22 protein-coding genes are annotated in these 24,521 nt (G+C 70.7%); 10 read left to right on the plus strand and 12 right to left on the minus strand.

Features of this window, described 5'->3' with window-relative positions; all coding sequences use genetic code 11:
* Positions 1-660: 660 nt before the first annotated feature.
* Positions 661-882 carry a hypothetical protein gene (locus VZQ01_RS26345; protein WP_426745002.1) on the minus strand — a complete coding sequence of 74 codons (222 nt, stop codon included), beginning with the start codon at positions 880-882 and terminating at the stop codon, positions 661-663.
* A 433-nt stretch (positions 883-1,315) separates the two neighbouring features.
* Between VZQ01_RS26345 and VZQ01_RS26350 the strand changes: the two genes are divergently transcribed.
* On the plus strand, positions 1,316-2,656 hold the full coding sequence (locus tag VZQ01_RS26350) for an endonuclease/exonuclease/phosphatase family protein (protein WP_426745003.1): 1,341 nt from the start codon (positions 1,316-1,318) through the stop codon (positions 2,654-2,656).
* A 98-nt stretch (positions 2,657-2,754) separates the two neighbouring features.
* Complete coding sequence (locus VZQ01_RS26355) at positions 2,755-3,582, plus strand: glycosyltransferase (protein ID WP_426745004.1); 828 nt, start codon at positions 2,755-2,757, stop codon at positions 3,580-3,582.
* 66 nt (positions 3,583-3,648) lie between these two features.
* On the opposite strand, the gene VZQ01_RS26360 is transcribed toward VZQ01_RS26355, so the two are convergent.
* Positions 3,649-4,587: a lytic transglycosylase domain-containing protein gene (locus VZQ01_RS26360; protein ID WP_426745005.1), complete on the minus strand. Its 939-nt coding sequence runs from the start codon at positions 4,585-4,587 to the stop codon at positions 3,649-3,651.
* Between the two features lie 10 nt (positions 4,588-4,597).
* Positions 4,598-5,314 carry a TetR/AcrR family transcriptional regulator gene (locus VZQ01_RS26365; protein ID WP_426745006.1) on the minus strand — a complete coding sequence of 239 codons (717 nt, stop codon included), beginning with the start codon at positions 5,312-5,314 and terminating at the stop codon, positions 4,598-4,600.
* Positions 5,315-5,411: 97 nt separating this feature from the next.
* On the opposite strand from VZQ01_RS26365, the gene VZQ01_RS26370 reads away from it, so the two are divergent.
* Positions 5,412-5,927: a hypothetical protein gene (locus tag VZQ01_RS26370; protein WP_141332766.1), complete on the plus strand. Its 516-nt coding sequence runs from the start codon at positions 5,412-5,414 to the stop codon at positions 5,925-5,927.
* Between the two features lie 7 nt (positions 5,928-5,934).
* Here the strand turns inward: VZQ01_RS26370 and VZQ01_RS26375 are convergent, their stop codons facing one another.
* The 7 genes from VZQ01_RS26375 to VZQ01_RS26405 all read right to left on the minus strand — a co-directional run bounded on the left by VZQ01_RS26375 (position 5,935) and on the right by VZQ01_RS26405 (position 11,651).
* A complete protein-coding gene (locus VZQ01_RS26375; protein WP_223747133.1) occupies positions 5,935-6,480 on the minus strand; it encodes a hypothetical protein in 546 nt (181 codons plus the stop codon).
* 17 nt (positions 6,481-6,497) lie between these two features.
* A complete protein-coding gene (locus tag VZQ01_RS26380) occupies positions 6,498-7,127 on the minus strand; it encodes a hypothetical protein (protein ID WP_223747134.1) in 630 nt (209 codons plus the stop codon).
* Between the two features lie 214 nt (positions 7,128-7,341).
* Positions 7,342-7,824 (minus strand): acyl-CoA thioesterase, encoded by a 483-nt coding sequence (locus VZQ01_RS26385; protein WP_223747135.1) that lies wholly within the window; start codon positions 7,822-7,824, stop codon positions 7,342-7,344.
* The gene (locus VZQ01_RS26390) at positions 7,715-8,791 is read right to left on the minus strand and encodes a YheT family hydrolase (protein ID WP_426745007.1); all 1,077 of its coding nucleotides are present in this window, start codon (positions 8,789-8,791) and stop codon (positions 7,715-7,717) included. Before VZQ01_RS26390 ends, VZQ01_RS26385 begins: the two co-directional genes overlap by 110 nt.
* Positions 8,784-9,515, minus strand: coding sequence for a hypothetical protein (locus tag VZQ01_RS26395; RefSeq protein ID WP_141332770.1), 732 nt, complete (start codon positions 9,513-9,515; stop codon positions 8,784-8,786). Before VZQ01_RS26395 ends, VZQ01_RS26390 begins: the two co-directional genes overlap by 8 nt.
* Before the next feature lie 5 nt (positions 9,516-9,520).
* A complete protein-coding gene (locus VZQ01_RS26400; RefSeq protein ID WP_426745008.1) occupies positions 9,521-10,519 on the minus strand; it encodes a fatty acid desaturase in 999 nt (332 codons plus the stop codon).
* Positions 10,520-10,766: 247 nt separating this feature from the next.
* Positions 10,767-11,651: a sigma factor-like helix-turn-helix DNA-binding protein gene (locus VZQ01_RS26405; RefSeq protein WP_426745009.1), complete on the minus strand. Its 885-nt coding sequence runs from the start codon at positions 11,649-11,651 to the stop codon at positions 10,767-10,769.
* Positions 11,652-11,692: 41 nt separating this feature from the next.
* On the opposite strand from VZQ01_RS26405, the gene VZQ01_RS26410 reads away from it, so the two are divergent.
* Positions 11,693-14,854, plus strand: a complete 3,162-nt coding sequence (locus VZQ01_RS26410) for a tetratricopeptide repeat protein (protein ID WP_426745010.1) — start codon at positions 11,693-11,695, stop codon at positions 14,852-14,854.
* Between the two features lie 12 nt (positions 14,855-14,866).
* Here the strand turns inward: VZQ01_RS26410 and VZQ01_RS26415 are convergent, their stop codons facing one another.
* Entirely contained in the window at positions 14,867-17,122 is a 2,256-nt protein-coding gene (locus tag VZQ01_RS26415; RefSeq protein ID WP_223747140.1) for a CocE/NonD family hydrolase, read from the minus strand.
* A gap of 334 nt (positions 17,123-17,456) precedes the next feature.
* Between VZQ01_RS26415 and VZQ01_RS26420 the strand changes: the two genes are divergently transcribed.
* From VZQ01_RS26420 to VZQ01_RS26430, 3 genes are read left to right on the plus strand one after another with little or no spacing between them, the layout of a single operon-like run.
* Entirely contained in the window at positions 17,457-17,912 is a 456-nt protein-coding gene (locus VZQ01_RS26420; protein ID WP_426745011.1) for a hypothetical protein, read from the plus strand.
* A 38-nt stretch (positions 17,913-17,950) separates the two neighbouring features.
* Positions 17,951-18,403 carry a phage tail protein gene (locus VZQ01_RS26425; RefSeq protein WP_223747142.1) on the plus strand — a complete coding sequence of 151 codons (453 nt, stop codon included), beginning with the start codon at positions 17,951-17,953 and terminating at the stop codon, positions 18,401-18,403.
* Positions 18,396-19,640 (plus strand): hypothetical protein, encoded by a 1,245-nt coding sequence (locus tag VZQ01_RS26430; RefSeq protein WP_426745012.1) that lies wholly within the window; start codon positions 18,396-18,398, stop codon positions 19,638-19,640. The genes VZQ01_RS26425 and VZQ01_RS26430 overlap by 8 nt, the downstream gene beginning before the upstream one ends.
* 137 nt (positions 19,641-19,777) lie before the next feature.
* Here the strand turns inward: VZQ01_RS26430 and VZQ01_RS26435 are convergent, their stop codons facing one another.
* Positions 19,778-20,341 (minus strand): hypothetical protein, encoded by a 564-nt coding sequence (locus VZQ01_RS26435; protein ID WP_223747144.1) that lies wholly within the window; start codon positions 20,339-20,341, stop codon positions 19,778-19,780.
* Between the two features lie 129 nt (positions 20,342-20,470).
* On the opposite strand from VZQ01_RS26435, the gene VZQ01_RS26440 reads away from it, so the two are divergent.
* From VZQ01_RS26440 to VZQ01_RS26450, 3 genes are read left to right on the plus strand one after another with little or no spacing between them, the layout of a single operon-like run.
* Complete coding sequence (locus VZQ01_RS26440) at positions 20,471-21,796, plus strand: hypothetical protein (RefSeq protein WP_223782541.1); 1,326 nt, start codon at positions 20,471-20,473, stop codon at positions 21,794-21,796.
* Positions 21,797-21,842: 46 nt separating this feature from the next.
* Complete coding sequence (locus VZQ01_RS26445) at positions 21,843-23,168, plus strand: hypothetical protein (RefSeq protein ID WP_426745013.1); 1,326 nt, start codon at positions 21,843-21,845, stop codon at positions 23,166-23,168.
* Between the two features lie 14 nt (positions 23,169-23,182).
* The gene (locus tag VZQ01_RS26450; protein WP_426745014.1) at positions 23,183-24,487 is read left to right on the plus strand and encodes a hypothetical protein; all 1,305 of its coding nucleotides are present in this window, start codon (positions 23,183-23,185) and stop codon (positions 24,485-24,487) included.
* Positions 24,488-24,521: the final 34 nt, after the last annotated feature.

Here is a 24,521-nt window from a genome sequence, read left to right on the forward strand (position 1 = left end):
CTGTGGAGTCGCGTGCGGGCGATTGCTTCTCGAATCCTGCTCGACCGGCATGCGCTACGTTCCGGTGGATATGGCGAAGCCCAAGAGGAGGCAGACATCCGTGGTCGATGCGTTCGGCAATGCCTGGAGCGACTGTGTCCCCGCGCTCGGGGGGACATCGAGTCGACGGAGTCGGCTGTGGGGCTGAAGATGCCCGCCGAACTCGCGAAGTTGTTTGAGCATAGGGCAACCGCATCGAGTGCGTATGGCTGGATCTGCATGCCAAGGTCACGCGCAATCACCGCTGCCGCACCATGGCCCACTTCGTGGTGCGGGTACATGCCTATCTCAATGCGCGAAATGCACAGCGCGCTGCCTTTCCATCCTTGCGCCGAGCCGACCTCAAGCGCGCCTCTTGACGTCGTGCAAGAATCGAAATCGTTGGTTCAGACTTCGTGGAGAGGGGCGCAAGGCTCAGCCCTGGCGCGTGCTCGGCGTCGCGGTGGGCTTCGCCGCGACTGGCCTTGATGCAGGCGGCTTCGCTGGAGGCGCCGCAGCCCGGGTCTTCATGGCTCCCGCCGACGTCGCCGCGAGAGGGGAGGGCGCGACCTTCGACACCTTCGTCGTCGCGGACTGTGCGCGCGCGTGCGACGGCCTTGCGCACCCTCGCCTGCGTTGGCCTCACCGCCGGAGCCGGCTTTTCCACCGCCGACGGCACGGGTCGCGATGAGCGGCTTTGATGTCGTCGACGGTGACCGCGTCCAGCCCGCGCTCCACGAAGAGCTTCAGCGCCACTTCCTCCAGCTTCTTCGTCCGCGGGTGTTTGGAATCGAGGCCGGGGTGGAATCCTCCGGGCCTCGACTCGGGGAAGTGATGTCTTGGGTGCGCCGCACGCGCCGCCATGGCCCCGCTCTCGTTTCCACCGGGCTCGTGGGGCGCCGGGGCACCGTCCCCTCCGGTGCTCGCCGCCGCAGAAGCGGAAGAGTCCATTGGTGCCGTGCTGTCGCTGGGCAGCGGCCGGATGGATCGTCGATGCAAGACGCGGAATGTGTTCGTCAGGAATTGCTGGTTTGCTCAATGGCAAGCGACTGGGGGTGCTGGGTGGATACGCTTGCGGCGCGGTCGAGAACGTCGCGGTGTGCACGTCAGGTTCCACAGCCGGAGAAGTCATTGGCCCGGTTCGGCGTGAGTTCGTGGTGCTCAAGGATTTACGACCCGAACGTTTGTTGTGGTGCAGTCCAAACCGTATGCGGGTGTGAGCCAGACATTCGTCTATCGACTGATTCCAGGGGATCTCATGAGCATTCATTTGACTTCAAGTGTTTCAACTCCGCGTGTGGCCTCGCTCGTTCTCAAACTCATCCCCTTCAGCCTGTTGGGACTGCTCCTCATCGCGCCCGAAAGCCAAGCCGCGTGTATCGAGGGAGCGCGCTCGTCGTGCGAGTACCCGGGCGGAGAGTGCCCTGGCGAGAAGGTCTGCAACGACGGGCAGTGGAGTGACTGTGAGCCGCGGGTCTGCAACCCGGTCGAAATCTCTCCCACGTTGAGGTCGGTGGGGCTGGGAACCGCCAACGAGATCTTCGTCTCTCGTACGAGCTCCGGGCTGCTGCGCCCGTTCGTCCATTCACGGGTCTTCTCGCTCATCGCCCAGATCAACTCCGGCCCGGCCGTGCAGACGCTGCGGATGTCGGGCACCGTAGGCGTCACGTGTGAGCTCGACGGCGTGGAGACGACCTTCACCTCGTCCTTCCAGCAGGACCAGAACGGCAACGGCACGACGGCGGGCCTCTCCTTCAGCCGGACGTTCGATACGTCCACCGCCGTGTGCCCCACGGGGTACCGGCGCCTCTCGGTGAGCTACGAGGCCCGCACCACGGTCATCCTCGCGAACGCGGGCGGGACCTTCGCCACGTACCCGGGCAAGGCGGAGTACCTGCGGTGGCTCAAGTTCATGACCTGGAACATCCACCACGGTGTGGGGCGCGACGGGGTATTGAACCTACAGGCCATCTCCAACACGCTGCTGGCCTCGGGCGCCCACTTCGCGGGGTTCCAGGACGTGGATAACCACTGGTCGGGCCGCAGTGACTGCCAGAACCAGCCCGCGATGCTGCAGCAGCAGACAGGGATGTCCATGCGCTACAGCCCGAGCGTGGACGAGGGCGGCAACATCTTCCAGTGCGGGACCTCCCACCGCAAGCAGTACGGCAACCTCCTGCTCAGCCGCTTCCCCATCGTGGCCGACAGCATCGGGTTCCTCTACCACCCCGTGGACTACGAGCGCCGCAGCGCGCTCAGCGGCGTGGTGTCGATTGGTGGGACGCAGCTCACCATCGTCTCGTCCCACCTCCACCATGGCACCAGTCCGACGGATGGGCTCATCCGTAACTTCCAAGCGGAAAGCCTGATGGTGTTCATCAGCAACCACGCGGGGCCGGCTCCCAAGATCCTGATGGCCGACCTCAATGCGCCGGAGAACGCGGCGGAGCTGAGCTGGGTGAACGCTGGCATGCAGGACGCGTGGTTCGCGGCGGGCAATCCCTCCTCCGACCGCATCGACTACATCTACACGACTCCGGGCCTCCCGGTGGCGCGCGCCTTCAAGCTGCCGTCGAATGCCTCGGACCACGACGCGGTGATGGCGTGGGTCGCGCTGGAGCCCGCGACGGTCCCCTAGCCCCGGGGCTTCAGGAGTGCCTTCCAGCGGGAAACAGGTGGGTTAGGCTCCAGCGGGACACGGTCGCATCCAGTCCGTGTGGGAAAGGCGGCGGAGGCGTGCGACTCGCTGGGTACGTGATTCACGGAAACAACCAGGACACCTTGCCCAGGTGTCTGGAAGGCCTGCTGGCGGTTTGTGATGAGGTCGTCGCCCTGGACTCCATGTCCACGGACGGCTCCACGGAGATTGCCCGGAGGATGGGCGCACGCTCCGTGTCGGTGGCCTGGGCGGGCTATGGCGCCGCCCGGGCCGCCGCCATCCAGGCGCTGGGCCCCTCCGACTATGTCTTCTTCCTCGACTCGGATGAACACCTGGGGGCGGAGGCCATCCAGGCGATCCGGACCTGGAAGGAGAGCCAGCCCCAGGAGGCCGTCTACAGGCTGCCCCGGCACGACTGGGCGGAGGTCGACGGCCGCCGTTTCCTGTACCGCACGGAGTGGCGTGCGCGCCTCATCCGCAGGGATGTCGCCGTGTGGCGGCCGGAGATGATTGTCCATGAGGCCTTGCCGCGCATGCGCGCGGGGCGGCTCTCCGCGCCCATCGAGCACCGGTTCGCCACGTCCGTCTCGCTGCGCTCCGCCAAGGAGCACCGCTACGCGCTGCTCTGGGCGGTCATGGCCTTGGCGGAGGGGCGCAAGTCCAAGCCCGCGGTGTTCCAGCGCCCCGCGCATGTCCTCCGGGATGGGCTGCTGCATGGGGCGTTGTGGCGCGGCGGATGGGCCGCGTTGAAGCTCGCATGGGTGGTGGCGGGGTACCACGCAGCCAAGTACCGCTACCTCCGCGACCTGCGACAGGGCGGATACCCGGAACTGGTTCGAGCCTTCCAGGAGCGACGCTACGGCGAGCTGTTCCAGCAGGTCCGGACCCTGGAACTCGAGCCCTGACGTCGAAGGTGGCCCTCGGTGATGCGCCCGGGGGACCGGTTCAGGGGCAGGCACCTGATAGGGGACTCAGCCCTGTTGGGACTGGGGGCGCACCGAGGACTTCGCCTGTGTCGCGCGAGTCGTGGTCTTCTTAGGGACGGCCTGAGGTTTCTTCGCGGGGGCCTTGCTGGATGAGGTGGCGGGTACGGGCCTGGTCGTGACGGGCTTCAACGTGGATATGGGCGCTCGCCGCGTCGAGGACGCCCCCTTCGTCGTCTCGGGCTGGGGCCGAGCGGGGGCCACGGCCTTGCGCGCCCCCGTCTGCGCCGGCCTCATCGCCGGAGCCGGCTTCACCACCACCGCCGCGCGCACGGGCGTCTCCACGGCCACCACGGGCACGGGCCGCGCGCGCGCCGCCACCACGGGCCGCGCAGGCGGCTCAGGCCGCGTCCGTGCCCACGCCGTGAGCACCTTCGGCACGTAGTACTCCGTCTCCCCGTTCCTCGGCACGCGCCCGTTCACCGCGCCGGGCCCCGCGTTGTACGCGGCCACCGCGAGCCGCACGTCACGGAAGCGCCGCAGCTGCTCGGCCAGGTACCGCGCGCTCCCGTCCAGCGCCGGCTCCGGGTCGAACGGGTCCTCCACGCCGAGCATCTTCGCCGTCGTCGGCATCAGCTGCCCCGGGCCCATCGCACCCGCCGGGGAGATGCGGTGCACCCGCCCCTCCGACTCCACCAGCACCAGCGCGTGCAGCAGCCCCTCGGGCAGCCCGTGCCGTCGCTCCGCTCGCGCGATGAGCGGCTCCAGCGGCTCATGCCCATCCCACAGACACGAGGGCCGGTGCGCCGCGTACGAGCGCAGCGCGTTCACCTTCATCTCCAGGAACGAGGGCGACAGGGGCGAGATGTGCGTGTCCCCCAGCCACGCGACGGCCGTGTTGATGAGCACCAGCGGCGCCACCGCCGCCAGCCCCACCCACGCCCACCACGGAATGCTGAAGCCACCCAGGGCCCGCTTGCGTCCCACCTCCCCACCCTTAAGGGCGCTTTCCCCCTCCGTCCAACTTCCGGCGCCCCCCACGTCCACCCGGCGGCACCCTCAGTCCATCCAGCACCAACGTGGTGAGCGCGTCCGGCAGCTCCAGCGGGTTGCCGATGTCCTCCTCGCTCAACACCGCGAGCAACAGCCGCTCCACCGCCCCCACCACCGCGAGCCCGCTCACCGCCGGGCGGATGGGCCGCAAGAGCCCGTGCGTGTGCGCCTTCTGGGTGATGGCCACCGCGTGCCGGGACACCTCGCGCGACAGCTGCGCCACCTTCGTGCGCGCCCCCACCGCCGGCCCCCGGCTCTCCTGCAGGTACAGCCGCACCACGCCCGGGTACTGCAAGAGCGCGCTGGCGATGACCGCCGCCATCGCCCGGTACGCCTCGAACATCGCCTCCACGCCGCGCGCCCCCGCGAGCGCCCGTCCACACGCCTCCAGCCCCGACAACAGCTCCGCGCGCACGGGTGAAAGCAGCGCCTCCACCAGCGCCGGTTTGTCGGCGAAGTACCGGTAGAACGTCCCCTTGGCCACCCCCGCCGCCTGGGTGATGTCGTCGATGGTGACCGCGTCCAGCCCCCGCTCCACGAAGAGCGTCAGCGCCGCGTCCTCCAGCGCCTTCGTCCGCTCCCGCCGCGCCGTCTCCCGCACGCCCCCCGGACGCCCCGGACGCTTGTCCGCCTCCCTGGCCCCTCGCTTCGGACTCACCATCGTGCGCTCCGACGCATCGCGTGATACATAAAGAGTGACCAAATAGTCATGATATCGAGGGCGGGGCGTCGACCGGGCGCTCCGTGGGAGAGCGACGATGATTGGCATCCCTCTGGGCTGGGCGTACTCCAATTTCGGCGAATGGGCGCTGCACAAGTACGTGCTGCACGGCCTGGGGCGCCGCCGCGGGAGCTTCTGGGGCTTCCACTGGCACGAGCACCACCAGGCCTCGCGCCGGCACGACATGCTGGACGACCAGTACCTGCGCTCCTTGTGGACGTGGTCCGCGCAGACCAAGGAGCTCTTGGGGCTGGCGGTGCTGGCGCTCGCGCACGCGCCCCTGTTGCCGGTGGCGCCGTTCTTCGTGGGCACCGTCTGGGCCTGCGCGGCCAACTACTACCGCGTCCACCGCCGCGCCCACCTGGACCCGAAGTGGGCCCGGGAGCACCTGCCGTGGCACTGCGACCACCACCTGGGCACGGACCAGAACGCCAACTGGTGCGTCACCCATCCGTTCTTCGACAACGTCCTGGGCACCCGCCGCGAGTACCTGGGCGTGCAGCCCGTGCACGCGGGAGAGCGCCATTCCGTGGCCTCTCCCGCGCACCCGTGAGGCGGACCTAGAACACCAGGTCGAAGTAGTTCGCCTTGGCGCGCACGCCCGCGCACGCCTCCAGCCGGGCGCTCCAGTCGCGCGTGGGCAGCGAGCCGCGCGCGGTGAAGACCAGCTGCAGCGAGTCCTCGCGCGCCATGTCCAGCAGGTTCACCGCGCCGCTGCCCGTCAGCCGGATGGACTGGGTGGGCGTGGTGCTGGCGCGGCGGTACTCACCGATGAGGATGCTCTCGGAGGTGCCAGGCTTCACCACCGACACGCTGGCGCGCTCGATGCCGCTCAGGTCCGTGCTGGACGTCACCTCGAAGCCGCGGAGCCTGAGCTCCGTCTCCACGTCGGTGTCCTCGGGGAGCACGTCGTCGAAGTCGCCCAGCGGGAAGTCGAGCGCGTACTCGATGTCGGCGGAGCCGGGGAAGGCGGCGGGGAAGTCCACGTTCGGCTCGGCCTTGCAGATCTCCTCGGCCTCCGCCTCGATGAAGAACAACGAGTCGCAACCGGTGGCGACGAGCGCGCAGGTGGAGAGCACCAGGGCGCGGAAGGAAGTCGTTCGCATGGTGGGGGCTCCTGGCCTTAGAAGAAGTAGAAGAGGAACCCCACCTTGACGGAGGGGATGGTGGCGCGAACGGTGAGGTTGCGGGCGGTGATGTCCGACTCGTCGGTGGCGTCCTCGATGAGGGCGGTGGCGTCCTTCACGCCCATCCGCACGTAGCTCAGGCCCAGGTGCAGGAAGAAGTTGAAGCGGCTGGCCGCGCCAATCTCCAGGCCCACGCTGCCGGCCACGTAGTTGTAGCTGATGTCCTGGATGGCGGACGTCGCCCGCGAGGGCTCGGCGCCCAGCCAGTCCACCACGTCGTTGTAGTCCGAGCCGAAGTAGTACCCGGCCTCGGCGTTGATGGACGGCGCGATGAAGGTCTGCAGGGGCAGGATGCTCAACCCGCCGCGCAGGCCCAGGCTCAGCGTGTTGGTGGTGGGCCCCGCCTGCAGCCGCAGCCAGGGCACCGGCTTGAGCACCGCGGACAGGCCGATGCCGTGGGGCGCGCCCGCGTCCACCAGCAGGCCGAAGCGGTAGGGTGAGTCGCCTCCGCCCTCCTGGGCGTGGGCGGCGGCGCCAGTGGCCAGCGCCGTGAGGCAGGCCAGCGCCGTGCCGTGTCGTCGTAGGAATGCCGCGCGTCGTCTCGTCGAGGGTGTCGCCGTCGTCATGTGCTGTTCCACGAAGGGAAGTCCCGGCCCGGGCGAGCATCATTCGGCGCCACGCTCCGAAACGGAAGTCGCGCGCTCGAAAATGATGCCGGCGGCCGCCTCAAGGCACGGAAAGCCCCGGGTTCCCGGCGCCGGCCCCGAGGAGGGGAGGCCCGCTGCCCGGTGTACACCAGGCAACGAAACCTCCCACACGCCTCGGGCCCTGCAGGCGACGTCAGCCCTGGAGCGCCTCGGTGCGGCCCTGGCGCGCGTTGACGGCCTCGATGACCTGCGCGGGCGCAATCACACCCTGGCGGCCGAGGATGACGGCGGTGGACTCACCCTCCGCCACCACCTTGCCGTTCGAGATGAACTGGTGCGTGGCGTAGAAGTACTTCTCGTCCCAGCGCGAAATCGTCATCGACACCGTGTACTTGCGGAACGGCGGCAGCGCCTTTTTGTAGTCCATGGTGTGGCGCACGATGATGGGCGCCCACTTGTTCTTCATCATCAGCGCCGCCAGCCCCGTGCGCACGAACAGGTCCACCCGGTTCAAGTCACACACCGTGAGGAACCGCCCGTTGTTCATGTGCAGGTTCAGGTCCAGGTCATTGGGCAGCACGCGCTGCTGGAGGGTGCTGGTCAGCGCGTCCACCTTCATCTGCGGCTTCCACAGCGAGGACACGAGCACCCACAACATCCGGAGATAGAGATTCATGTGCTTCGCGCTGCTCCTGCAGGAAGAACGAGATGAGGCGGGACGGCGGATAGTAGCCAAAGCCGGAAGCGTGGCGGTACATGAAACCCAGATGGCCCCCGTGCGGTGTGAGCTCCAGTTGCACGTGGGAGCGCAGCTCGCCCGGTGAGGGCAGCGTGTCGGGCGCCACCAGCGGGTCGTCTCCGGCGTTGAGGATGAGGAAGGGCGTCTGGATGTCGCCCAGGAACTGCCGGCTGCTGCAGCGGCGGTAGTAGTCCTGGGCGTCGCTGAAGCCATGCAGCGGCGCGGTGAACACCTCGTCGAAGTCGCGGATGCCGCGCAGGCCCGACAGCGCGCCCAGCCGCGAGGCGTACTCGGGCAGGTGTGCCTTGAGTCGCGCCACGCGCTGGTAGGAGCGCAGCACGCGCAGCTGATAGAGCTGGTTGATGCCCTCGTACGCGCGGGCGGCGGTGCTGGCCAGGTCGAACGTCAGCGACACGGCGGCCGCGGCGCGCAGGTGGCTGTGGTGGCCCGTCTGCGCGAGGTAGCGGATGACCATGCTGCCGCCCAGCGAGAAGCCCACCGCGTACAGCGGCGTGGTGGGCTCCTGCTCGCGCACGGTGGCGACGAGCCAGCCCAGGTGCTCGGTGAAGCCCGCGTGGTAGAAGGGCGCCAGCCGGTTGGGCACCGCGCCGCCCCGGTGGCAGAGCACCGCCGCGCGCAGGCCGCGCCGGGACAGCTCTCCCAACAGCGCGCGGATGTACGTGGAGTCGGGCGTGCCCTGCATCCCGGGCAGCAGGATGAACAGCGGCCCTGAGCCCTCGCGGTTCAGCCAGTGCACGTCCACGAAGTCGCCGTCGGGCAGCTCGTGCCGGCGCTGCTCGATGGCCACGTCGAAGCGCCGCGGGTCCAGGTGCGGCGCCACCGTCTGCACGTGCGAGTGCCTGAGCCACCACGGGGCCTGGAAGCCGGAGGCAGGCTCACCCACGGACGGCCTCGACGGGCGGCGTGGCCGTGTCCTCGGGCAGCGGCATGCCGATGCGCGCCATGACCTCCAAATCCTTGGGCGTGTAGGGCCGCGTGCGTCGGCGCACGTAGTCCGCGCCCAGCACCAGGTTGAAGTTGGACACGCCGCCGTAGCGGTGGTGCAGGAAGTGGTTGCGGTAGATGGCGCGGCCGTAGCGCGTGCGCAGGAACCACGCGAGCCACCGGGGCGCGGTGCGCTGCCCCTCCTCGAACGGGCGGTGCAGGTACGGGTGCACGAAGTGGCTCATGAACGGCGGCAGGAGCAGCGTCACGCACCCGGCCAGGAAGGCGATGGGCTTGAGCGTGAAGTAGAAGAGCGGGAAGAAGATGACCAGCGGCGAGACGAAGACGAACGCGCCCTCGCCGTGCAGCTTCGTGGCGAACGCGCCCTTGATGATGGTGACGCCGTGCTTGCCGCGCTGGAGCAGCTCCTCGGTGAGCTTCGTCTTCTCCTCCTCGTCGCGGAACTGGGTGACGTGGTCCCCACGGAAGGTGCGCACGTGGTGGATGGTGTGGTGGGAGAAGTGCGTGTTGATGAGCGGCCGGAACAGCCACGGCGCGCGCTGCCAGAAGCGCACGGCCTTGGGGCGCGCGTCGGACACGTACTCGTGCATGAAGGACTCGATGTACGAGGCGATGACGTAGCCGAGCACGAGCCCGAGGAGGACATGGATGAGGTCGGACATGGGAGTCAGTGCTCCTCTCCGGAGAGGGTGAGCAGGCGGTCCAGCCGACCGGGTGAGGGGGCCGGAGCCGCCAGGAGCGCGGGTGCGCCCCGGGGTGGGGTGGGGGGAAAGCCCGTCATGCGGCCTTGCGACGCGTCGTAGACCTTGAGGCGGAAGGCCTTCAGCGACTCGAACAGGCCCAGGCGCACGCCGTGGCCCTCCAAGTCATGCTGCTGCATGTAGTCGCGCAGCAGGTAGCCAGGCACCTGCGGCTTGAGGTGGTGCACGTGGTGCAGGTTGATGGCGCCGAAGGTCCACTCGAGCACGCGCGGCAGCACCAGGAAGCTGCTGCCCTTGAGCGCGGAGTCCTTGAGCGTCCAGCGCGCGTGCGGCACCCAGTACGGCTCCTCCACCTGGTGCTGCACGAAGAACAGCCAGATGCCCAGGCCCGCGGCCACCTGGGTGATGATGAGGTGCATCAGGAAGAAGCGCGGCCAGTCACCGAAGGCGAGGAAGGCCGCGTGGACCGCGACGAGCGCCAGGTTTGTCACCCAGATGGAGCGGCGCTCCGGCACGCGTGAGCTGGGCACCAGCGTGGGCAGGCGGAAGCGGAACATGAACTGGAACACCGGGCCGATGCCGAGCAGCACCGCGGGGTGGCGGTAGAGCCGGTAGCGCAGCCGCTCGGCGGGGCGGAGCGCCTGGTACTCGTCCGCCGTCATCGTCACGATGTCGCCCGTGCCCCGGCGCTCCAAGTCACCACTGGTGCTGTGATGCACCAGGTGCATGGCGCGCCAGTACGCGTGCGGCGCCAGCGTCAGGAGCCCGAGCCACGTGCCCACCCGGTCATTCAGTGACGGGCGCGCGAAGAGCGAGCGGTGGGAGCAGTCGTGCTGGAGGATGAAGACTCGCACCAGCGTGACGCCCGCGAGCACCGCGAGCCCCAGACCCAGCGCCAGGGACTGCGCGAGGGCCACGTAGCTGGCGGCGGTGAGCAGCAGATATGCGCCCGCCGTGCCCACCACGTGGAGCAGGCTCCGGGTGGTGCGGGGTTGCCAGCGGGCTGTCGGTGCGGGGTTGGGTGCGGGTGAAGATTGTGGGGTGTGGGGTGTGGGATGAGCTGTCATGGTTGTCTCGACGCTGCGGGCCGGCCCCCCGGAACCATTGATTTCTCCATCAATGGACATAACCGCCGTGACGCGTCGCGACAAGGACTTCGCAGGTTTTGCGATGATTTGGTAGTTTTCTTGGTTGGTTGTGCCTCGGGGACTGTCAGGGGCGCAACAGTCGATGGAGGCTCACCTCGAGCTGGCTGCGGATGAGGGCCAGCAGGCTCTCCAGTTCGGCGGGGGCCAGCTGGAGCCGGCGGATGAGCGCGTCGCGGGTGCGCTCGACGAGCTGCTCACGGGCCTGGGCAATCCAGCGCGCGGCGGTGGAGCGGGAGGTCTGGTACATGAGGCCCACGGAGTCCACCGAGAGGTTGTCGACATGGTGCAGGCGCAGCAGGCCGCGCTCCCGGGGGGAGAGCGTGGCGAGGGCCTCCTGGAGACACTCCCGGAAGTCCTCCTGATGCCGCGCCCGGATGAAGCTCAGCTCCGCGTCCCCGCCCACCAGCGCGTCCGCGTCCGAGGGCAGCGCGTCCAGCGCCACGTGACGGGGCACCTCCGCGTGCAGGTCCGCGAGCAGCCGCGTGGCCACCGCGCGCACCCAGCGCTCCAGGGGGCCTCGGCCCGTGTACGTGGCGATGCGCGGCAGGGGCGCGCCCTCGGCGACGAGGAGCCGGTGGCGCAGGCGCTGCTTCAGCTCGGCGACGCGCTCGGCGTCCTCGGCGGGGAACCACGCGCCCACGCGGGCGAACACGCTCGTGTCCAGCAGGGCCAGGGCGGTGGTGTCCGCGTGCGCGCACGCGTAGGTCAAGAGCAGCTCGCCCGCGTGCACCTGCTCCAACAGCGCGCACGGGTCCTTCGACGCGGGCATGCGCGCGGCCAGGTGGCGCACGAAGTCCTCGGGCTGGAAGCACAGCGTGGGTTGCTCGTGTCGGGCGCGGGCGAGGAGGGCCTGCAGCCGCGCCTCCAGCGTTCCAAGGTCTTCTTCCGACGACGTCTTCACGGGTGTCACGGCGACGAAGGTCCGACTCAGCCCCAATGCATCCCCCATGGCGGGGGAGTCTATCCGGGGATGGGTGAAGGGGGGACGGCATGGGTGAGGGCACCTGTCCGGATGAGGCGGAGCTGGCCGACCTGGTGCAAGGGTTGGTGTCGGGGGACGCGCTGGCTTCGCTGGAGCGTCACCTGGATGGGTGCGGGCTGTGTCGGCGCGTGGTGGTGGTGCTCGCGGGAGGCGAGGCGCGCGCGGAGTCGGTGGCCGCCTCGGCGGATGCGGGCATGCCCCGGTTGGAGCGCGGCGCCCGGGTGGGGCACTACGAGGTGCTGGAGCACGTGGGCCTGGGCGCCATGGGCGTGGTGTTCGCCGCGAACGACCCGAGGCTGCACCGCAAGGTGGCCCTGAAGTTGTTGCGCTCGGACTGGGTGAAGGAGGGCGGCGCGGAGGACGCGCGCGAGCGCTTGTGGCGCGAGGCGCGGGCGCTGGCCCGGCTGTCCCACCCGCACGTCGTCGCGGTGCATGACGTGGGCGTGCATGGGGAGAGCCTCTTCATCGCCATGGACTTCGTGGAGGGGACCACGCTGCGGCGCTGGCTGCGGGCGGAGCCCCGGCGGTGGACAGAGGTGCTGGGCCGCTTCCTCCAGGCGGGCGAGGGCCTGGCGGCGGCGCATGCGCGGGGGTTGGTGCACCGCGACTTCAAGCCGGACAACGTGCTGGTGGGCGTGGATGGGCGCGTGCGGGTGACGGACTTCGGGCTCGCCCGGCTGACGCAGACCTCGCTGCCGGGGGGCGTGGAGTCCGCCGTGCTCGACGGGGCCTCCTCCGGGGACGCGGGGACGGTGACGCAGCCGGGGGCGCTGCTGGGGACGCCCGCGTACATGGCGCCCGAGCAGCTGGAGGGACGGCCCGCGGACGCGCGCAGCGACCAGTTCAGCTTCTGCGTGGCGTTGCACGAGGGGCTGTATGGCCGGCGTCCGTTCGAGGCGAGCTCGCGCGCGGCGCTCGTGCAGGCCATCCGCGCGGGGCCTCCGGTGTCGTCGGGGGAGGCGCGGGTGCCGGCGAGGATTCGCCGCGCGGTGCTGCGGGGCTTGAGCGCGGACCCGACGGCGCGGCATCCCTCGATGGAGGCGTTGCTCGCGGCGCTCACGCATCGGCCCCGGTGGGAGCGCTGGCGGATGGCGGCGGTGTGGGCGGGGGCGGCGACGCTCGCGGGGGTGGGGGCGGGGTTCTGGCTCCGGGAGACCACGCGGTGCGCGGGCGCGGACGGGCACCTGGTGGGTGTCTGGGATTCGGCGCTGCGAGGCCAGCTGGAGGCGGTCTTCACCGCGTCGGGTCTGCCATTGGCCCAGGAGGGCTTCGGCGCGACGGCGCGGCGGCTGGATGCGTATGCGGAGGCGATTGCCCGGATGGAGCGGGACTCGTGCGAGGCCACTCACGTGCGTGGTGAGCAGTCCGGGCGGATGTTGGATTTGCGGGGCATGTGTCTGGACCGGCGGCGCGAGGCGCTGCGCGCGTCGGTGACGCTGATGCTGCAAGGGGACGCGGCGGTGCTGGAGCGCGCGCCCCAGGCGGCGCACGCGCTGCCGGACCTGCTGCCCTGCGCGGACCGGGAGGCGCTGGCCAGCGTGGTGCCGCTGCCCGAGGACCCGGTGGTGCGTCAGCGATTGCAGGGCTTGCAGGCGCGGCTCGCGGAGGGCATGGCGTTGCAGGAGGCGGGGCAGCACGCGCGGGCGCGGCAGGTGGCGGAGGAGGTGCTCCAGGCCGTGCGGCAGACGGGGTATCGGCCGATGGAGGCGTCGGCGTTGTTCCTGCTGGGGTTGGTGGAGAAGGCGCATGCGCGCTTCACCGAGGCCGCGGAGGTCTTCGACGCGGCGCAGCTGGCGGCCCTGGCCGGACGGGACGATGACCTGATGGTCCGCGCGCTCATGGGGCTGGCGGACTCGGAGCTCCAGGGGCATGCGCGCTACGCGGAGGCGGAGCGGGCCGTGAGGCTGGCGGAGGCGACGCTGGAGCGGCTGGACATCCGACAGGCGCCCGGGGCGGCCGGAGAGCTGCATTTGTTCCGGGGGCACCTGTTCCATCGCAAGGGCGAGGCTGTCCGCGCGCAGGAGGACTTCCGTCGCGCGCTGGAGCTGTTCGAGCAGGCGCATGGGCCCGAGTCCCCGCGGCTGGACGCGCCGCTCACGGCGCTGGGGCTGATTCTCAACCTCCAGGGGCACTACGAGGAGGCGCGCGGTTACTACGAGCGCGCGCTGGAGCTGCAGCAGCGCGCGTACGGCCGCGAGCATCCGGTGTGTGTCAGCCACCTCAACAACGTGGCCACGGCGCTGCGGCTGCAGGGGCGGGTGGAGGAGGCGGTGGCGCGCTACGAGGAGGCGTTGTCGCTGGGGGAGCGGCGCCTGGGTGCGGCGCATTCGTCGACGAACATGGTGCGCGTCAACCTGGGGGACGCGCTCCAGCTCCAGGGCAGGCTCACGGAGGCGCTGGCGCGCTACGAGGAGGCGATGCCCGCGTTGCTGGCGGTGCACGGGGACACGCACCCGCGGGTGGCCTCGGTGCTCACGAGCATGGGCACTGCGTACGCGGACCTGGGCGAGTCGCGGCTGGCGCAGAAGTCCTATGGGGAGGCGCTGGCGGTGCAACGTCGGCTGCTGGGGCCGGAGCACCCCGACCTGGCGCTGACGTACAACAACCTGGCCTCGGTGATGTTGGACCTGGGGGAGCCTGGGAAGGCGCGGCCGCTGCTGCAGCTGGCGCGTGGGTTGTGGGAGAAGTCGCTGGGGCCGGAGCATCCGCGGGTCGCCTCGGTGTTGCAGAACCTGGCGAAGGCGGACCTGGCGGAGGGGCGGCTGGGCGCGGCGCACGCGGGGTTCGAGCGGGCGCTCGCGATGCGGCGCAAGGGCCTTGGGCCCGAGCACCCCAAGCTGGTGTCGACACTGACGCTGCTGGCGGAGGCGAAGCGCAGGCTGGAGGGGCCGCGCGCGGCGCTCGCGACGCTCCAGGAGGCGGTGCTCCTGGCGGGCAAGGCGCAGGTGACTCCGGCGGACCGGGCCAAGGCGCTGTTCTGGCTGGCCCGGGCGACGTGGGATTCGGACGGCTCGCGCGAGCAGGCGAGGACGCTCGCGAGGCAGGCCGAGGAGGCGCTGCGCAAGGCGCCCCGGACGACGGAGGCGCTGGCGCGCGAGGTGCGGCAGTGGCGGGCGCGGCATGACGCGTCGACGTCCCAGCGGGCCACGGGAGAGGCGAGGCGGCCGTGAGCCCCCGAGGGCTCAGGGCGCGGGCTGCCTCCACACGGGCAGGGTGAGCCGGCTTCCCGGCAGCCAGGTGATTTCGAGGGGCGTCTTCGCGTCCGCGAGGCGCTCGTCGCTGACGTCCTTGCCCGTGCCCAGGTTGAGCTGGGATTGCGCGTGCTTGTTGATGGCGACCACCGCGACCACCTGGCTCCCCACCTCGAGCCTGCGGCTGGTCATCCGTCCGCTCTGGAAGGTCAGGCGCTGGCGCTTGCCCGGAACGAGCAGCCGCCGCTGCTCGCGCTCCGCCACGTGGCTGGCGCGCTGGAGCACGTAGGACAGGTACACGTACTCCCCCTTCGCCGTGCGCTCGTAGAGCACCACGTAGAAGTCGAAGTCCTTCTTGTTGGTGATGAAGTCGAGCCGCCCGGCGAACAGCCCGCTCACCTCCAGGGCTTGCGTGAGCGGCTCGCCGACGTAGACGAAGCCGTCGCGCGGCGCCTCGAGCGTCGTGGACACGATGTCCGACGGCTCGTAGTGCGGCCCTGGCGAGCGGTCCTTGAAGTCCACGCGCAGCCGCTGCCGGGTCCCCGCCACGGGCGCCACTGTCGTCAGCCGGTGCGGAGCGCCCGTGGCCGAGGGCGCGAGGAACAGCTCCACCGCGCCGTTGCTCACACGCGCCAGGTCCGGCGCGTGCTTCCACGTGTTCGCCCCCATCACCTGGTAGTTGACGCGGTCCTTCAGCAACGCGGGCAGCGGCCCCTGTCGCAGCACGTGCTCCAGCCATTGGTAGCGCAGCGCATGCACGTCCAGTCGGGCCACGGGGTCGATGCGATAGCCCATCAGCTCGTCGCTCGACGCGTGCTGCCCGCCCATGTGGTCATACGGCCCGATGACGAAGTAGTGACGGGCGTCCGGCGCGTGCCTCAGGTGCTCGGTGAGGTAGTACATCGCGCTCAACGAACAGCCGTCGTAGTAGCCCGTCGTGGTGAGCACGGGGATGCGGATGCGCGCGAACTCCTGACGGTACGGAATCATCTTCCGCCAGTACGCGTCGTACGTCGGGTGCTCCAGCCAGCGCTGGAAGAAGGGATTGGGACGCCCGTCCAGCCGCTCCAGCGCGCGATAGGGCTCGCCGCTCGTGTACCAGCGCTCGTGGAGCGCATCCCACCGCGCCAGGTCGAAGTAGTCCGCGTCCGCCAGGCCCTTGTCGAGCGTGACGTAGCGCGGCCAGCGGTAGAAGAATCCCTGGAAGACGTTGCCCTGCATCGGCACGTCGATGCCCGGCGCCACCGGCACCGACGGCATGATGGCCTTGAGCGCCGGGTGCCCTCGCTTCGCCGCGGACCACTGCGTGAAGCCCTCGTAGCTCCCCCCGAACATCCCCACCTGCCCATCGCTCCACGGCTGGCGGCTCACCCAGTCGATGACGGCGACGGCGTCGTCCCCGTCATGCTCGAAGGGCACCGGAGCATCGGGGCTGTTGCGCTTGCCTCGCGTGAGCGCCGTCACCCCCGCGAAGCCATGCGCCGCCGAGCGCACCGCCTCCTGCTTGTTGAAGCCGTTGGCGTAGATGGTGAACGACATCGCCGTGGACAGCGGCGCCTGGGTCTTCCGGGGACGCGCGACGGTCACGGACACCCGTGCCCCGTCGGGCGTGGGCACCAGGACGTCCTCCTCGATGACGTAGCGGCGCGCCTCGTCCCGGACCCACAGGGGCTCGCTCGCGGGCAAGAGCTCCTGGAACACCTGATGGACCTGGTAGTGACGCACCAGCTCCACCGCCTGGGCTCGTGTCAGCCGCCCCGCCTTGCGCGCCTCGGCGAGTCGGGTGTCCAGCTCCCGTCGCGCCCGCTCCAGGTCGAAGCGGAACATCCCCCGCGCATCGAGCGCGACCCGGTCCTCCAGCGCGCCGAAGGTCCGGTCGAACGCCCCGCGCAGCGCGTCGGCGTACGGCGTCCCGCGCTCGGCCTGGGCCTGCTTCGCCAGCGCGTGGGCCTCGTACTGCAGGAAGGTGATGCCCTGCGTCGCTGTGTTCGCCTCCAACAGGGGCCGGAGCTCGCGGATGGACGCGACCGCGCCCGCGAAGTCACCTGACACCAGCTGGAACCGGAAGCGCTGGCCCAGTCGGGTGGCCAGGTCCTCGTCCGGAGGGTCCTTCAGCAGGGCCCTGGCGAGCACGGGCATCGCCTTCGCGAGCGCCTCGGGGGATTCGGACGTGGGGGACGCGAAATCGGCGGGTGTGGCTTTCGCGAGCGTGGCGAGCAGCAGGGTCAGCAGGAGGGCGCGCGGCATGAGTTCTTTCGAGGAGGTCCACGATAGGACGCGATGCCCGCGCATCCATGGACACCTGGTGCGGCCCAGGCGTCGAAGGTGCGCCCCGGGCCTACTTGTCGTGGGTTCATTCGTGTGCATCGCGCGTGTGCTCCGCCGGACGAAGCGGGTGTCGTGGCTGGGGGCCTGTTGGGCTCGCGACGTCGGCGCTGTCCCCGGGAGCACTTCCGGTGCCCCTCGGTCGGTGCGACCTTGCGAGCCCGGATATCACGGAGCTCACAGGCTCCGTGGAGGCCGGCCCAGGACCTGGGGGGACCGGATGATCGACGAAGTCGATCAACGCTTGAAGGCATGGGTGAGCCGCGTCGCCGGCGAAGCGCCCGTGTACCTCGGCGTCCCGGACCGGGAGGTCATCGAGCGCGGAGTGTGTCTTTACCTGCTGGAGCTGGGGCCCGCGCCTCCCGCGCGAGGTGGACGCCGGGGGCCGCTGCAGTTCTCGGTCTGCTACCTGGTCACCGCCGGCGCGGAGGCTCCCGAACAGGCGCACCGGCTGCTCGGCGAGCTGGTCTTCTCCGCGATGGAGGAGGCGGAGTTCGAGGTGGACCTGACGCCCGTGCCCGCCACGCTCTGGGCGGGGCTGCGCGTGCCACCGCGCCCCGGCTTCCGGCTGCGCCTGCCGGTCCGACGCGAGCGGCCCGCGTCCGTGGTGCACCGCGTGCGCTTCCCGGTCATCACCCAGCTGGTGCCCGCGGAGGCGCCGGCCGCCGAGCCCCAACCGTTGCCCATCCACTTGCCGCTGAAGGAGGACTGACGTGCCGAGCTCCCTCGCCGAAGTGGAGGAGGTGACCCATGACTGACGCCAAGGCGCCCGAGGTGGCCCCATCGCAGCAGGGGATGGGCACGCGCGTGGACCCCTTCCGCGCGTACAACTTCAAGCTGCTCATCGACGGGGTGAGCGAGGGGCACTTCACCCAGTGCACCGACCTGGAGGTGGAGGTCATCACGCCGCATCCCCGTGAGCGGCTCGCGGGGCCCGTGATGCACGGGGATTTGACGCTGCGCTACGGCGTCACGCAGTCCCCGGAGCTGTGGAACTGGTTCCTCGCGTCGATGAACGGGGGACCGTCGCGCAAGAACGTCTCCGTGCTGTTGTTTGACGGGGATGGGATGACGCAGAAGCTGCGGTGGGACCTCAACGAGGCCTGGCCGAAGAAGTGGCGGGCGGCTCCGCTGGACGTGCTCGGACAGCAGATCGCCGTCGACTCACTCACCCTCGTCTTCGAGTCCATCACCCGTGGTTGAGCGCGCGAGAGGACAGGTGTCCGGTGGGTGGCTGCGCTCCGTCGCCCGGCGGATGAAGGACTGGGCGCGGGCGGTGCTCTCCGAGGAGGAGGCGGACTTCGCCGCGGCGCTCTCCCAGGCGCGGTTGACTCCGGAGCGCGCGTGTCCCGCGACCCGCGGGCCGCCCATCACCGCGCCCCGGGGGCCACCGATGCCCCTGGCTTCCATCACGATGGTGACGGCGCCCGCGGTGAGCGTGGGGCCGCCGGAGCATTGGGTGCGGGACGTCCAGGCTCGGCGCGCCATGGGGCCTCCGGCGGACTGGGTGGCGCGGGTGCGCAAGGTCGCGCCCCATCTGGTCGAGGGGATGACGGACGAGGTGCCCACGCCGCCCTTGAGTGACGCGCATCTGTCCGCTCGCGCGCGCATGATGCTCTCGGGCAACGCGACGGACCCGGAGCCTCGGCGTCCCCTTCCACCTCCCGCGATGTCGCCCTCCATCCGCACGCGGCCTCCTGCTCCGCGTCTGTCCCGTCGGGTCGAGTCCCTCGCCACGACAGAGAACCCCGCGCCGATGTGGCGTGAGGGAGGGGCTTCTCCGCCGCCCGTGAGTACCTCGCCCACGCGGGACTCCACCGAGGTGGCGGCTCCGGGAGGGGCCGGGGCGCAAGGGGCCTGGGCTCATCCCTTCGCGTCGCCGCCGCACGCGCCCATTGAAGCGGAGCCCGCGCCGCTGCCCGTGGAGGGGCCCACGACGCCTGTCCCGCTGATGCTGCGGGGCGCGCCGTTCCCCAATCCGGTGCGCGTCGAGTCCACGCCGGTGTCTCCCTCGGAGGTGTGTGTGCCGCCGCTGGGGGAGCTGGACAACGATGATGGGCTCAGCTCGTCGGGACTGCCGCAGGGCATCTCCGCGTCCCAGGCCTCCGGTGTCCAGGGCCCCGTGGCCGTGCCTCGTGCCCGCTCCACCGCGGAGCTGTGGATTCCGCGCCGGCCCGGTGCCGAGGCCGCGCCCGTGCACGAGGAGCCGGCGCCTCGCGAGCCGCACGTCGCGAGCGGGCCTCGGACGACTCCCGGGAGGACGGAGACGTGGCCGGACGAGAGCGGTCAGGAAGAGCCGAGGCAGGCGGCGCATCCCGTCCAGGAAGAAGCGGGGTACCCCACCGCTTCGTCGCGGGACACCGACGACGAGGACGCCGCGCGCGAGCTGCGGCTGTGGGCGCAGATGCGCCGGCTCGAGCGGGAGCAGCGAGGTGAGTGATGGCCCGAGGGGCCTGCCCCATTTCGCATGAGGGTGCGCGAAGCGGTTGAGCGTTCGATGCCCGAGCCGTGCGTCGTGGGGGGCGCCTCGGGCCCGGCGTGCACCGGGTGGTCCGCCGCTCCAGGGGATTCGTGCCGTCACGAACCCGCGTCATCTCCTGGCTCGGCGGGCAGGGTGTCCCACCAGCGTGGCTCGTCCGGACTCTCCTCGAGCGCAGGGAAGTAGAAGGGGCTGCCCCAGCGCTCCTGGGCCCGCTGGCCCACTTCAATGGCGAGCACACGCGCGTCGCCCATCGTCTGGCCACTGGGGCGCATCGTCACCAGCGGGACGCAGGTGAAGCGAGGATGCGCGGTGGATGCACCCGGCAGGATGGCGAAGACATCGAGAGACCATCCGAACGAGTCGCCATCCCATTGCACCTCGATGGCCACGGGAGGATGGGGGAGCGCATCGAGCGCTTCACGTGCCCGCGCTCGCCACGCCTCGGGAGCGCTCTCCCTCCACCGGCGCGCCGCCTCCGCCTCGCCGAACGCGGGATGGAGCGTCTCCAGCTCCTGGGAGCGCCAGGTGAGCTGCTCGACCGCCGTGGCGAGCGGACAGCCCGTCCGCTTCCGCAGCATGGAGATGGCCGCGAAGAGCTCACGGGAGAGCAGGAGCGGGTCGACCTCGACGAGGACCTCGGGTGGGATGGACGGGCTCATGTTCCTGGGTGGGTCGCCGGGGAAGCGCTGCACGCGCCGGGACGCGGCGCGCAAGGACGAAGCGCTGCGCGGCCCCTGACCTGGGCGCTGCTCCCGTCCCCCTGCCTCGCCGGCTATGCTGTGCGCGCAATGTCCGAACGCACCCGAACCGGCGCCGCCCTGTCGGAGTCACGGGCGTCGGAGGGGGACCTGCGCCGCCGCCTGGAAGGGCGGGTGGAGCTCATCGAGTCAGCCCTCCGACGCTACCGCCTGCTCGCCGAGCAGCTCGAGTCCCGTCGCTGGCGACGCCAGGTGTGCGCCGCGCCGAGCCTGCTTCGTGAGGTCAGGGAGCTGGAGGGCTCGCTGACCGAGGCCCTGGAGCGCACGGAGCGCCGATGCGAGCTGGAGGGCTGGCCCGCCGACGCCCGGATTCCCACGTCGGCGCGGCGCATGCGCGACCTCCAGGCGCGAGTCTCCACCCTGGTCGACCGGCGGCTGGATGAGCTGCTCCGCCGCCCCGAGTCGCTGCCGCTGCGGGATGCCCTCGTGAAGCTCGAGGAGGTTTGTCTCCAGGATGTCTCGCTCGTGCGGACACCGGGGGAGCCCTTCTCGCTGCGCATCGGCTCGGCGGGAGGAGGGATGCAGTACGTGCTCGCAGCGCAGTTCGTCCTGGGCTTGTTCCTGGGCACGGTGCTGTTCGATGGACTGGGCAATTCGTTCAATTGGGGGATGGCGCTCGTGGTCACCGCGGTCGCGCTGTGGCTGCTGCTGCTCCTCACCGCGAGCCTGTTGCGACGTCGTACACCCGGCGTCCTCTGGCTGACGCCGGAGCGGCTGGTGTGGCTGGCGCCGGGAGGCGATCCGCCGGTGGTCGTGCGGTTGGACTCACTGGGGGACGGCGCCGTCGAACCAGAGGGGCCTTGGGGCACGTTGGCGGTGCGCGGTGACCGGTATCTCCACCTGCCTCGCTTCGGGCGCGAGAAGGTGGAGCGGCTGCGCGTGTTTCTCGAGTTGTTCCGCGTGCCCCAGGTCCGTGCCAACGCCTCGCGCGCCGAGCGGCCCGTGACGCTCGTGAGCTATCCCGCGCAGCTTCGTCGCAACAACCTCTGGACGCCGGGGCAGCTCGTGCTGTCGCACCGGGGCGTCTACTTCATTCCGGGCCTGGACTCGGACCCAGGTGCGGCCTTGTTGAAGGCCGCGACGGGGCGGAGGCTCGACTCACGCGTCGAGCTGACGTGGGTGCTGGAGGCGCTTCGCTGGCAGCCCGAGTCGGAGCTGGATGCGTTGCTGGCGCGGGCCATCGCGCAGACCCAGGGCGCCGCCTGGGCCTCCGTGGACGTGCGCGTGTCTCCCGACGTGGAGGAGGAGCAGGACGTCCACTTGTCGCGAGGGAAGGAAGTCCTCGTGGGCAAGCCGGCCTCGGACGACCGAGGCACGGTCCTCCAACTGCTCCACGGCTGGGGTGTCGGAGGGTAACGGTCGCTCCCAACCCGAGCGCCTGGCTGTCTATCCTGTGAGCGCGATGTCCGAACGCGTCCGAGCCGCCAGCGCCGTCCTGTCCGAGCCGCCAGCGTCGGAAGAGGACCTGCGTCTCCGCCTGGAAGGCCGGGTGGAGTTCATCGAGGTGGCCCTCTATCGCTACACGCCGCTCGTGGATGCGCTCGCATCACGCCACTGGCTGCGCCACCTGCGCGAGAAGCCGGACCTGTTGCGCAAGGTCCGCGAGCTGGAGGGCTTGTTGCCCGAGGTGATGGAGCACCTGGAGCGCCGGGGCAAGGTGGAGGGCTGGCCCCGGGGCTCACGGATTCCGCGCAGGTTGCGTCGGCTGCGCGAGGTCCGGGAGCGGGTCTTCAAGCTGCTCCATCGCAAGGCGGGCCTGCTGTTGTTGCTGACGGAGGACACGCCCCCGCGTGAGGCGCTCACGAGGCTGGATGACTACTGTCTCGAGGACGTCCCCGTCGCGCCGACACCGGGCGGGGCCTTCGCGATGCACGTCGGCGCCACGTCCCAGGTGATGCGCTACCTCAGGCCCTTGCTCATCCTCGCGGGGGGCTTGCTGGGGGCGGTGATGCTCCTGGGGCTGGCGCTCTCGTTCGACGCGTTCCTGGTGTTTGGCTTCGTCCTGTCCTGCCTGTGGCCCATCGCCGCCATCGCCATGGCCCTGCTGACCCTCCAGACCCCCGGCTCCGCCTGGCTGACGCCGGAGCGACTCGTGTGGTTGGCCCCGAGTGGGGAGCCGTCCGTGTCCGTGCGACTGGACTCGCTGGGTGATGGCGGCGTCCAACTGGAGCACGCTCGAAGGGGCACGCTGCGGCTGCGAGGCAATCGCGGTGTCCGCCTGCCCCGGCTCGGTCGCGAGAAGGCCGCGAGGCTGCGCGTGCTGCTCGAGTTGTTCCGCGCGCCCCAGGTCCGGGCCAACGCCGAGCGGCCGGTGGAACTGGTGACCTGGCCCGCGCGGCTTCGTCGCGGCGGGGTGTGGACCTCGGGCCAGCTCTTGATGTCGCCTGGGGGCGTGTCCTTGCTTCCCGACCCCGAGGTCGGCGCCGCGCTGTTGAAGGCCGCGACGGGGCGCACGCTGGACGGGCGCGTGGAGCTGGCCTGGGTGCTGGAGGGGCTTCGCTGGCAGCCCGAGTCGGAGCTGGAGGCCGTGCTGTCACGCGCGGTCGCGGCGACCGGTGGCACGGCCTGGTCTTCCGAGGACGTGCGGGTGGTTCCAGGCCTCGAAGGCGCACGGGAGGTCCACCTGGTGCGTGGCGAAGAGGCGCTCGTGGGCACGCCCGGCGCGAAGGAGCGGAGCGCCGTCCTCGCGCGCCTCCACGCCTGGGCATCCCGCGGGCCGACCCGGTAACCTCCCCCGAAGCCATGTCCCGACAAGACCTCGCCAAGCGGGCGCCTCGCGAAGGCCCCACCTCCGAGGACGTGCGCCTCCAACTGGAGGGTCGCGCCGAGGTGCTGGAGTCCGCGCACGCGCACATCGCCGCGCTGGAGTCCGCGCTGCGCAGCCGCGCCTGGAAGCGCAAGCTGCGCGCGAAGCCCACGCTCGTCGAGGAGTGGCTGGAGCAGCAACCCCGCGTCGCGGAGGCCCTGGAGCACGCGAAGCGCCGCGCCGAGCGCGAGGCCTGGCCCGAGTCGCTTCCCCTGATGCGCGTGCTGCGCGAGCTGGACGCGCGCTCGAGGCGGCTGGCACCGCTGGTGCGTCGGCGGCTGTCCCGCCACGCGTTCGTGTCCGGCCCCATCGCGCTGGCAACGGAGCTGCGTCGGCTGGACACGCTGGCGAAGCAGCAGGTGTCCCAGAACCTCCAGGAGGGCGAGGTGCTGCTCTTCCAGACGCAGCGCTCCGGCTCCGTGCCTGTCCGTCAGACACCGCTGCGCGGGTCCTCACTGGCGCTGGCGCTGCTGGGCGTGTCCGCGCTCATCTTCTTCCTGCCGGTGGATGGGCGCCCGGTGGGAGGCTGGTTGTTGATGGCGCTCCTCGTCGTCCCGATGGTCATGATGCTGCTGCGCTCCGGCTGGCTCACGATGACGAACGAGCGGCTCATGTGGACGCCGGTGTTCGGCGAGGCCGTGTCGGTGCCCCTGTCCTCCATCGCGCCGGGCGGAATCCAGGTGGGCAGGTTGTTCTCCTTGAGGGTGGATGGGACGCCGGGCGTCACGGTGCCCTACCTGATGGAGGCCAATCTGGTCGCCACGCTGCTCGAGCTGCACACGCAGGCTCCGCTGCGAGGGCTGGCGCGCTCCGGAGTGCGGCTGGAGAACGCGGTCCTCTATCCGGCGACGCTGCGAGAGGATGGGCAGGGGCGCTCGGGCTGGGCGGTGCTGCGGCCGAGCGGCGTGTCCTTCGTCCCCAATGGCCAGGGCCCCCAGGCGCTCGCCACGGTGCTGGGGCGGCCGAGCGCCATCCAGGCCGAGGTGAACTGGGTGTTGGACTCACTGCGCTGGCTGCCCGACTCGGAGCTCGACGGGGTGCTGGCGCGCGTGGTGGAGGCCACCGGGGGCGTGAGCTGGTCGGCCTGGGAGACCTCTCGACGCGGCGATGTGCCGCTGTGGAAGCGACTGACGCTCTCCCACGGACATCGGGTGCTCAGCGGACAGGTGGAGTGGTCCTCGCTGGGCGCGACGGAGAAGGTGCTGGGCTTCTGGCCGGAGGGCGGAGGCCACCCGAAGTGAGCATGCCCACCTCGGGTGCCTCCCGTGGGTCACT

Origin of the sequence: Myxococcus faecalis, from assembly GCF_050039385.1 — a bacterium.
GTDB lineage: Bacteria > Myxococcota > Myxococcia > Myxococcales > Myxococcaceae > Myxococcus > Myxococcus fulvus.

Coding starts and splice junctions, on each gene's coding strand:
- VZQ01_RS26385 (WP_223747135.1), bottom strand. CDS start 7,824: ATGAATCTCTATCTCCGGATGTTGTGGGTGCTCGTGTCCTCGCTGTGG.
- VZQ01_RS26425 (WP_223747142.1), top strand. CDS start 17,951: ATGACTGACGCCAAGGCGCCCGAGGTGGCCCCATCGCAGCAGGGGATG.
- VZQ01_RS26365 (WP_426745006.1), bottom strand. CDS start 5,314: ATGGTGAGTCCGAAGCGAGGGGCCAGGGAGGCGGACAAGCGTCCGGGG.
- VZQ01_RS26375 (WP_223747133.1), bottom strand. CDS start 6,480: ATGCGAACGACTTCCTTCCGCGCCCTGGTGCTCTCCACCTGCGCGCTC.
- VZQ01_RS26450 (WP_426745014.1), top strand. CDS start 23,183: ATGTCCCGACAAGACCTCGCCAAGCGGGCGCCTCGCGAAGGCCCCACC.
- VZQ01_RS26435 (WP_223747144.1), bottom strand. CDS start 20,341: ATGAGCCCGTCCATCCCACCCGAGGTCCTCGTCGAGGTCGACCCGCTC.
- VZQ01_RS26445 (WP_426745013.1), top strand. CDS start 21,843: ATGTCCGAACGCGTCCGAGCCGCCAGCGCCGTCCTGTCCGAGCCGCCA.
- VZQ01_RS26415 (WP_223747140.1), bottom strand. CDS start 17,122: ATGCCGCGCGCCCTCCTGCTGACCCTGCTGCTCGCCACGCTCGCGAAA.
- VZQ01_RS26395 (WP_141332770.1), bottom strand. CDS start 9,515: ATGTCCGACCTCATCCATGTCCTCCTCGGGCTCGTGCTCGGCTACGTC.
- VZQ01_RS26440 (WP_223782541.1), top strand. CDS start 20,471: ATGTCCGAACGCACCCGAACCGGCGCCGCCCTGTCGGAGTCACGGGCG.
- VZQ01_RS26405 (WP_426745009.1), bottom strand. CDS start 11,651: ATGGGGGATGCATTGGGGCTGAGTCGGACCTTCGTCGCCGTGACACCC.
- VZQ01_RS26370 (WP_141332766.1), top strand. CDS start 5,412: ATGATTGGCATCCCTCTGGGCTGGGCGTACTCCAATTTCGGCGAATGG.
- VZQ01_RS26345 (WP_426745002.1), bottom strand. CDS start 882: ATGGCGGCGCGTGCGGCGCACCCAAGACATCACTTCCCCGAGTCGAGG.
- VZQ01_RS26410 (WP_426745010.1), top strand. CDS start 11,693: ATGGGTGAGGGCACCTGTCCGGATGAGGCGGAGCTGGCCGACCTGGTG.
- VZQ01_RS26380 (WP_223747134.1), bottom strand. CDS start 7,127: ATGACGACGGCGACACCCTCGACGAGACGACGCGCGGCATTCCTACGA.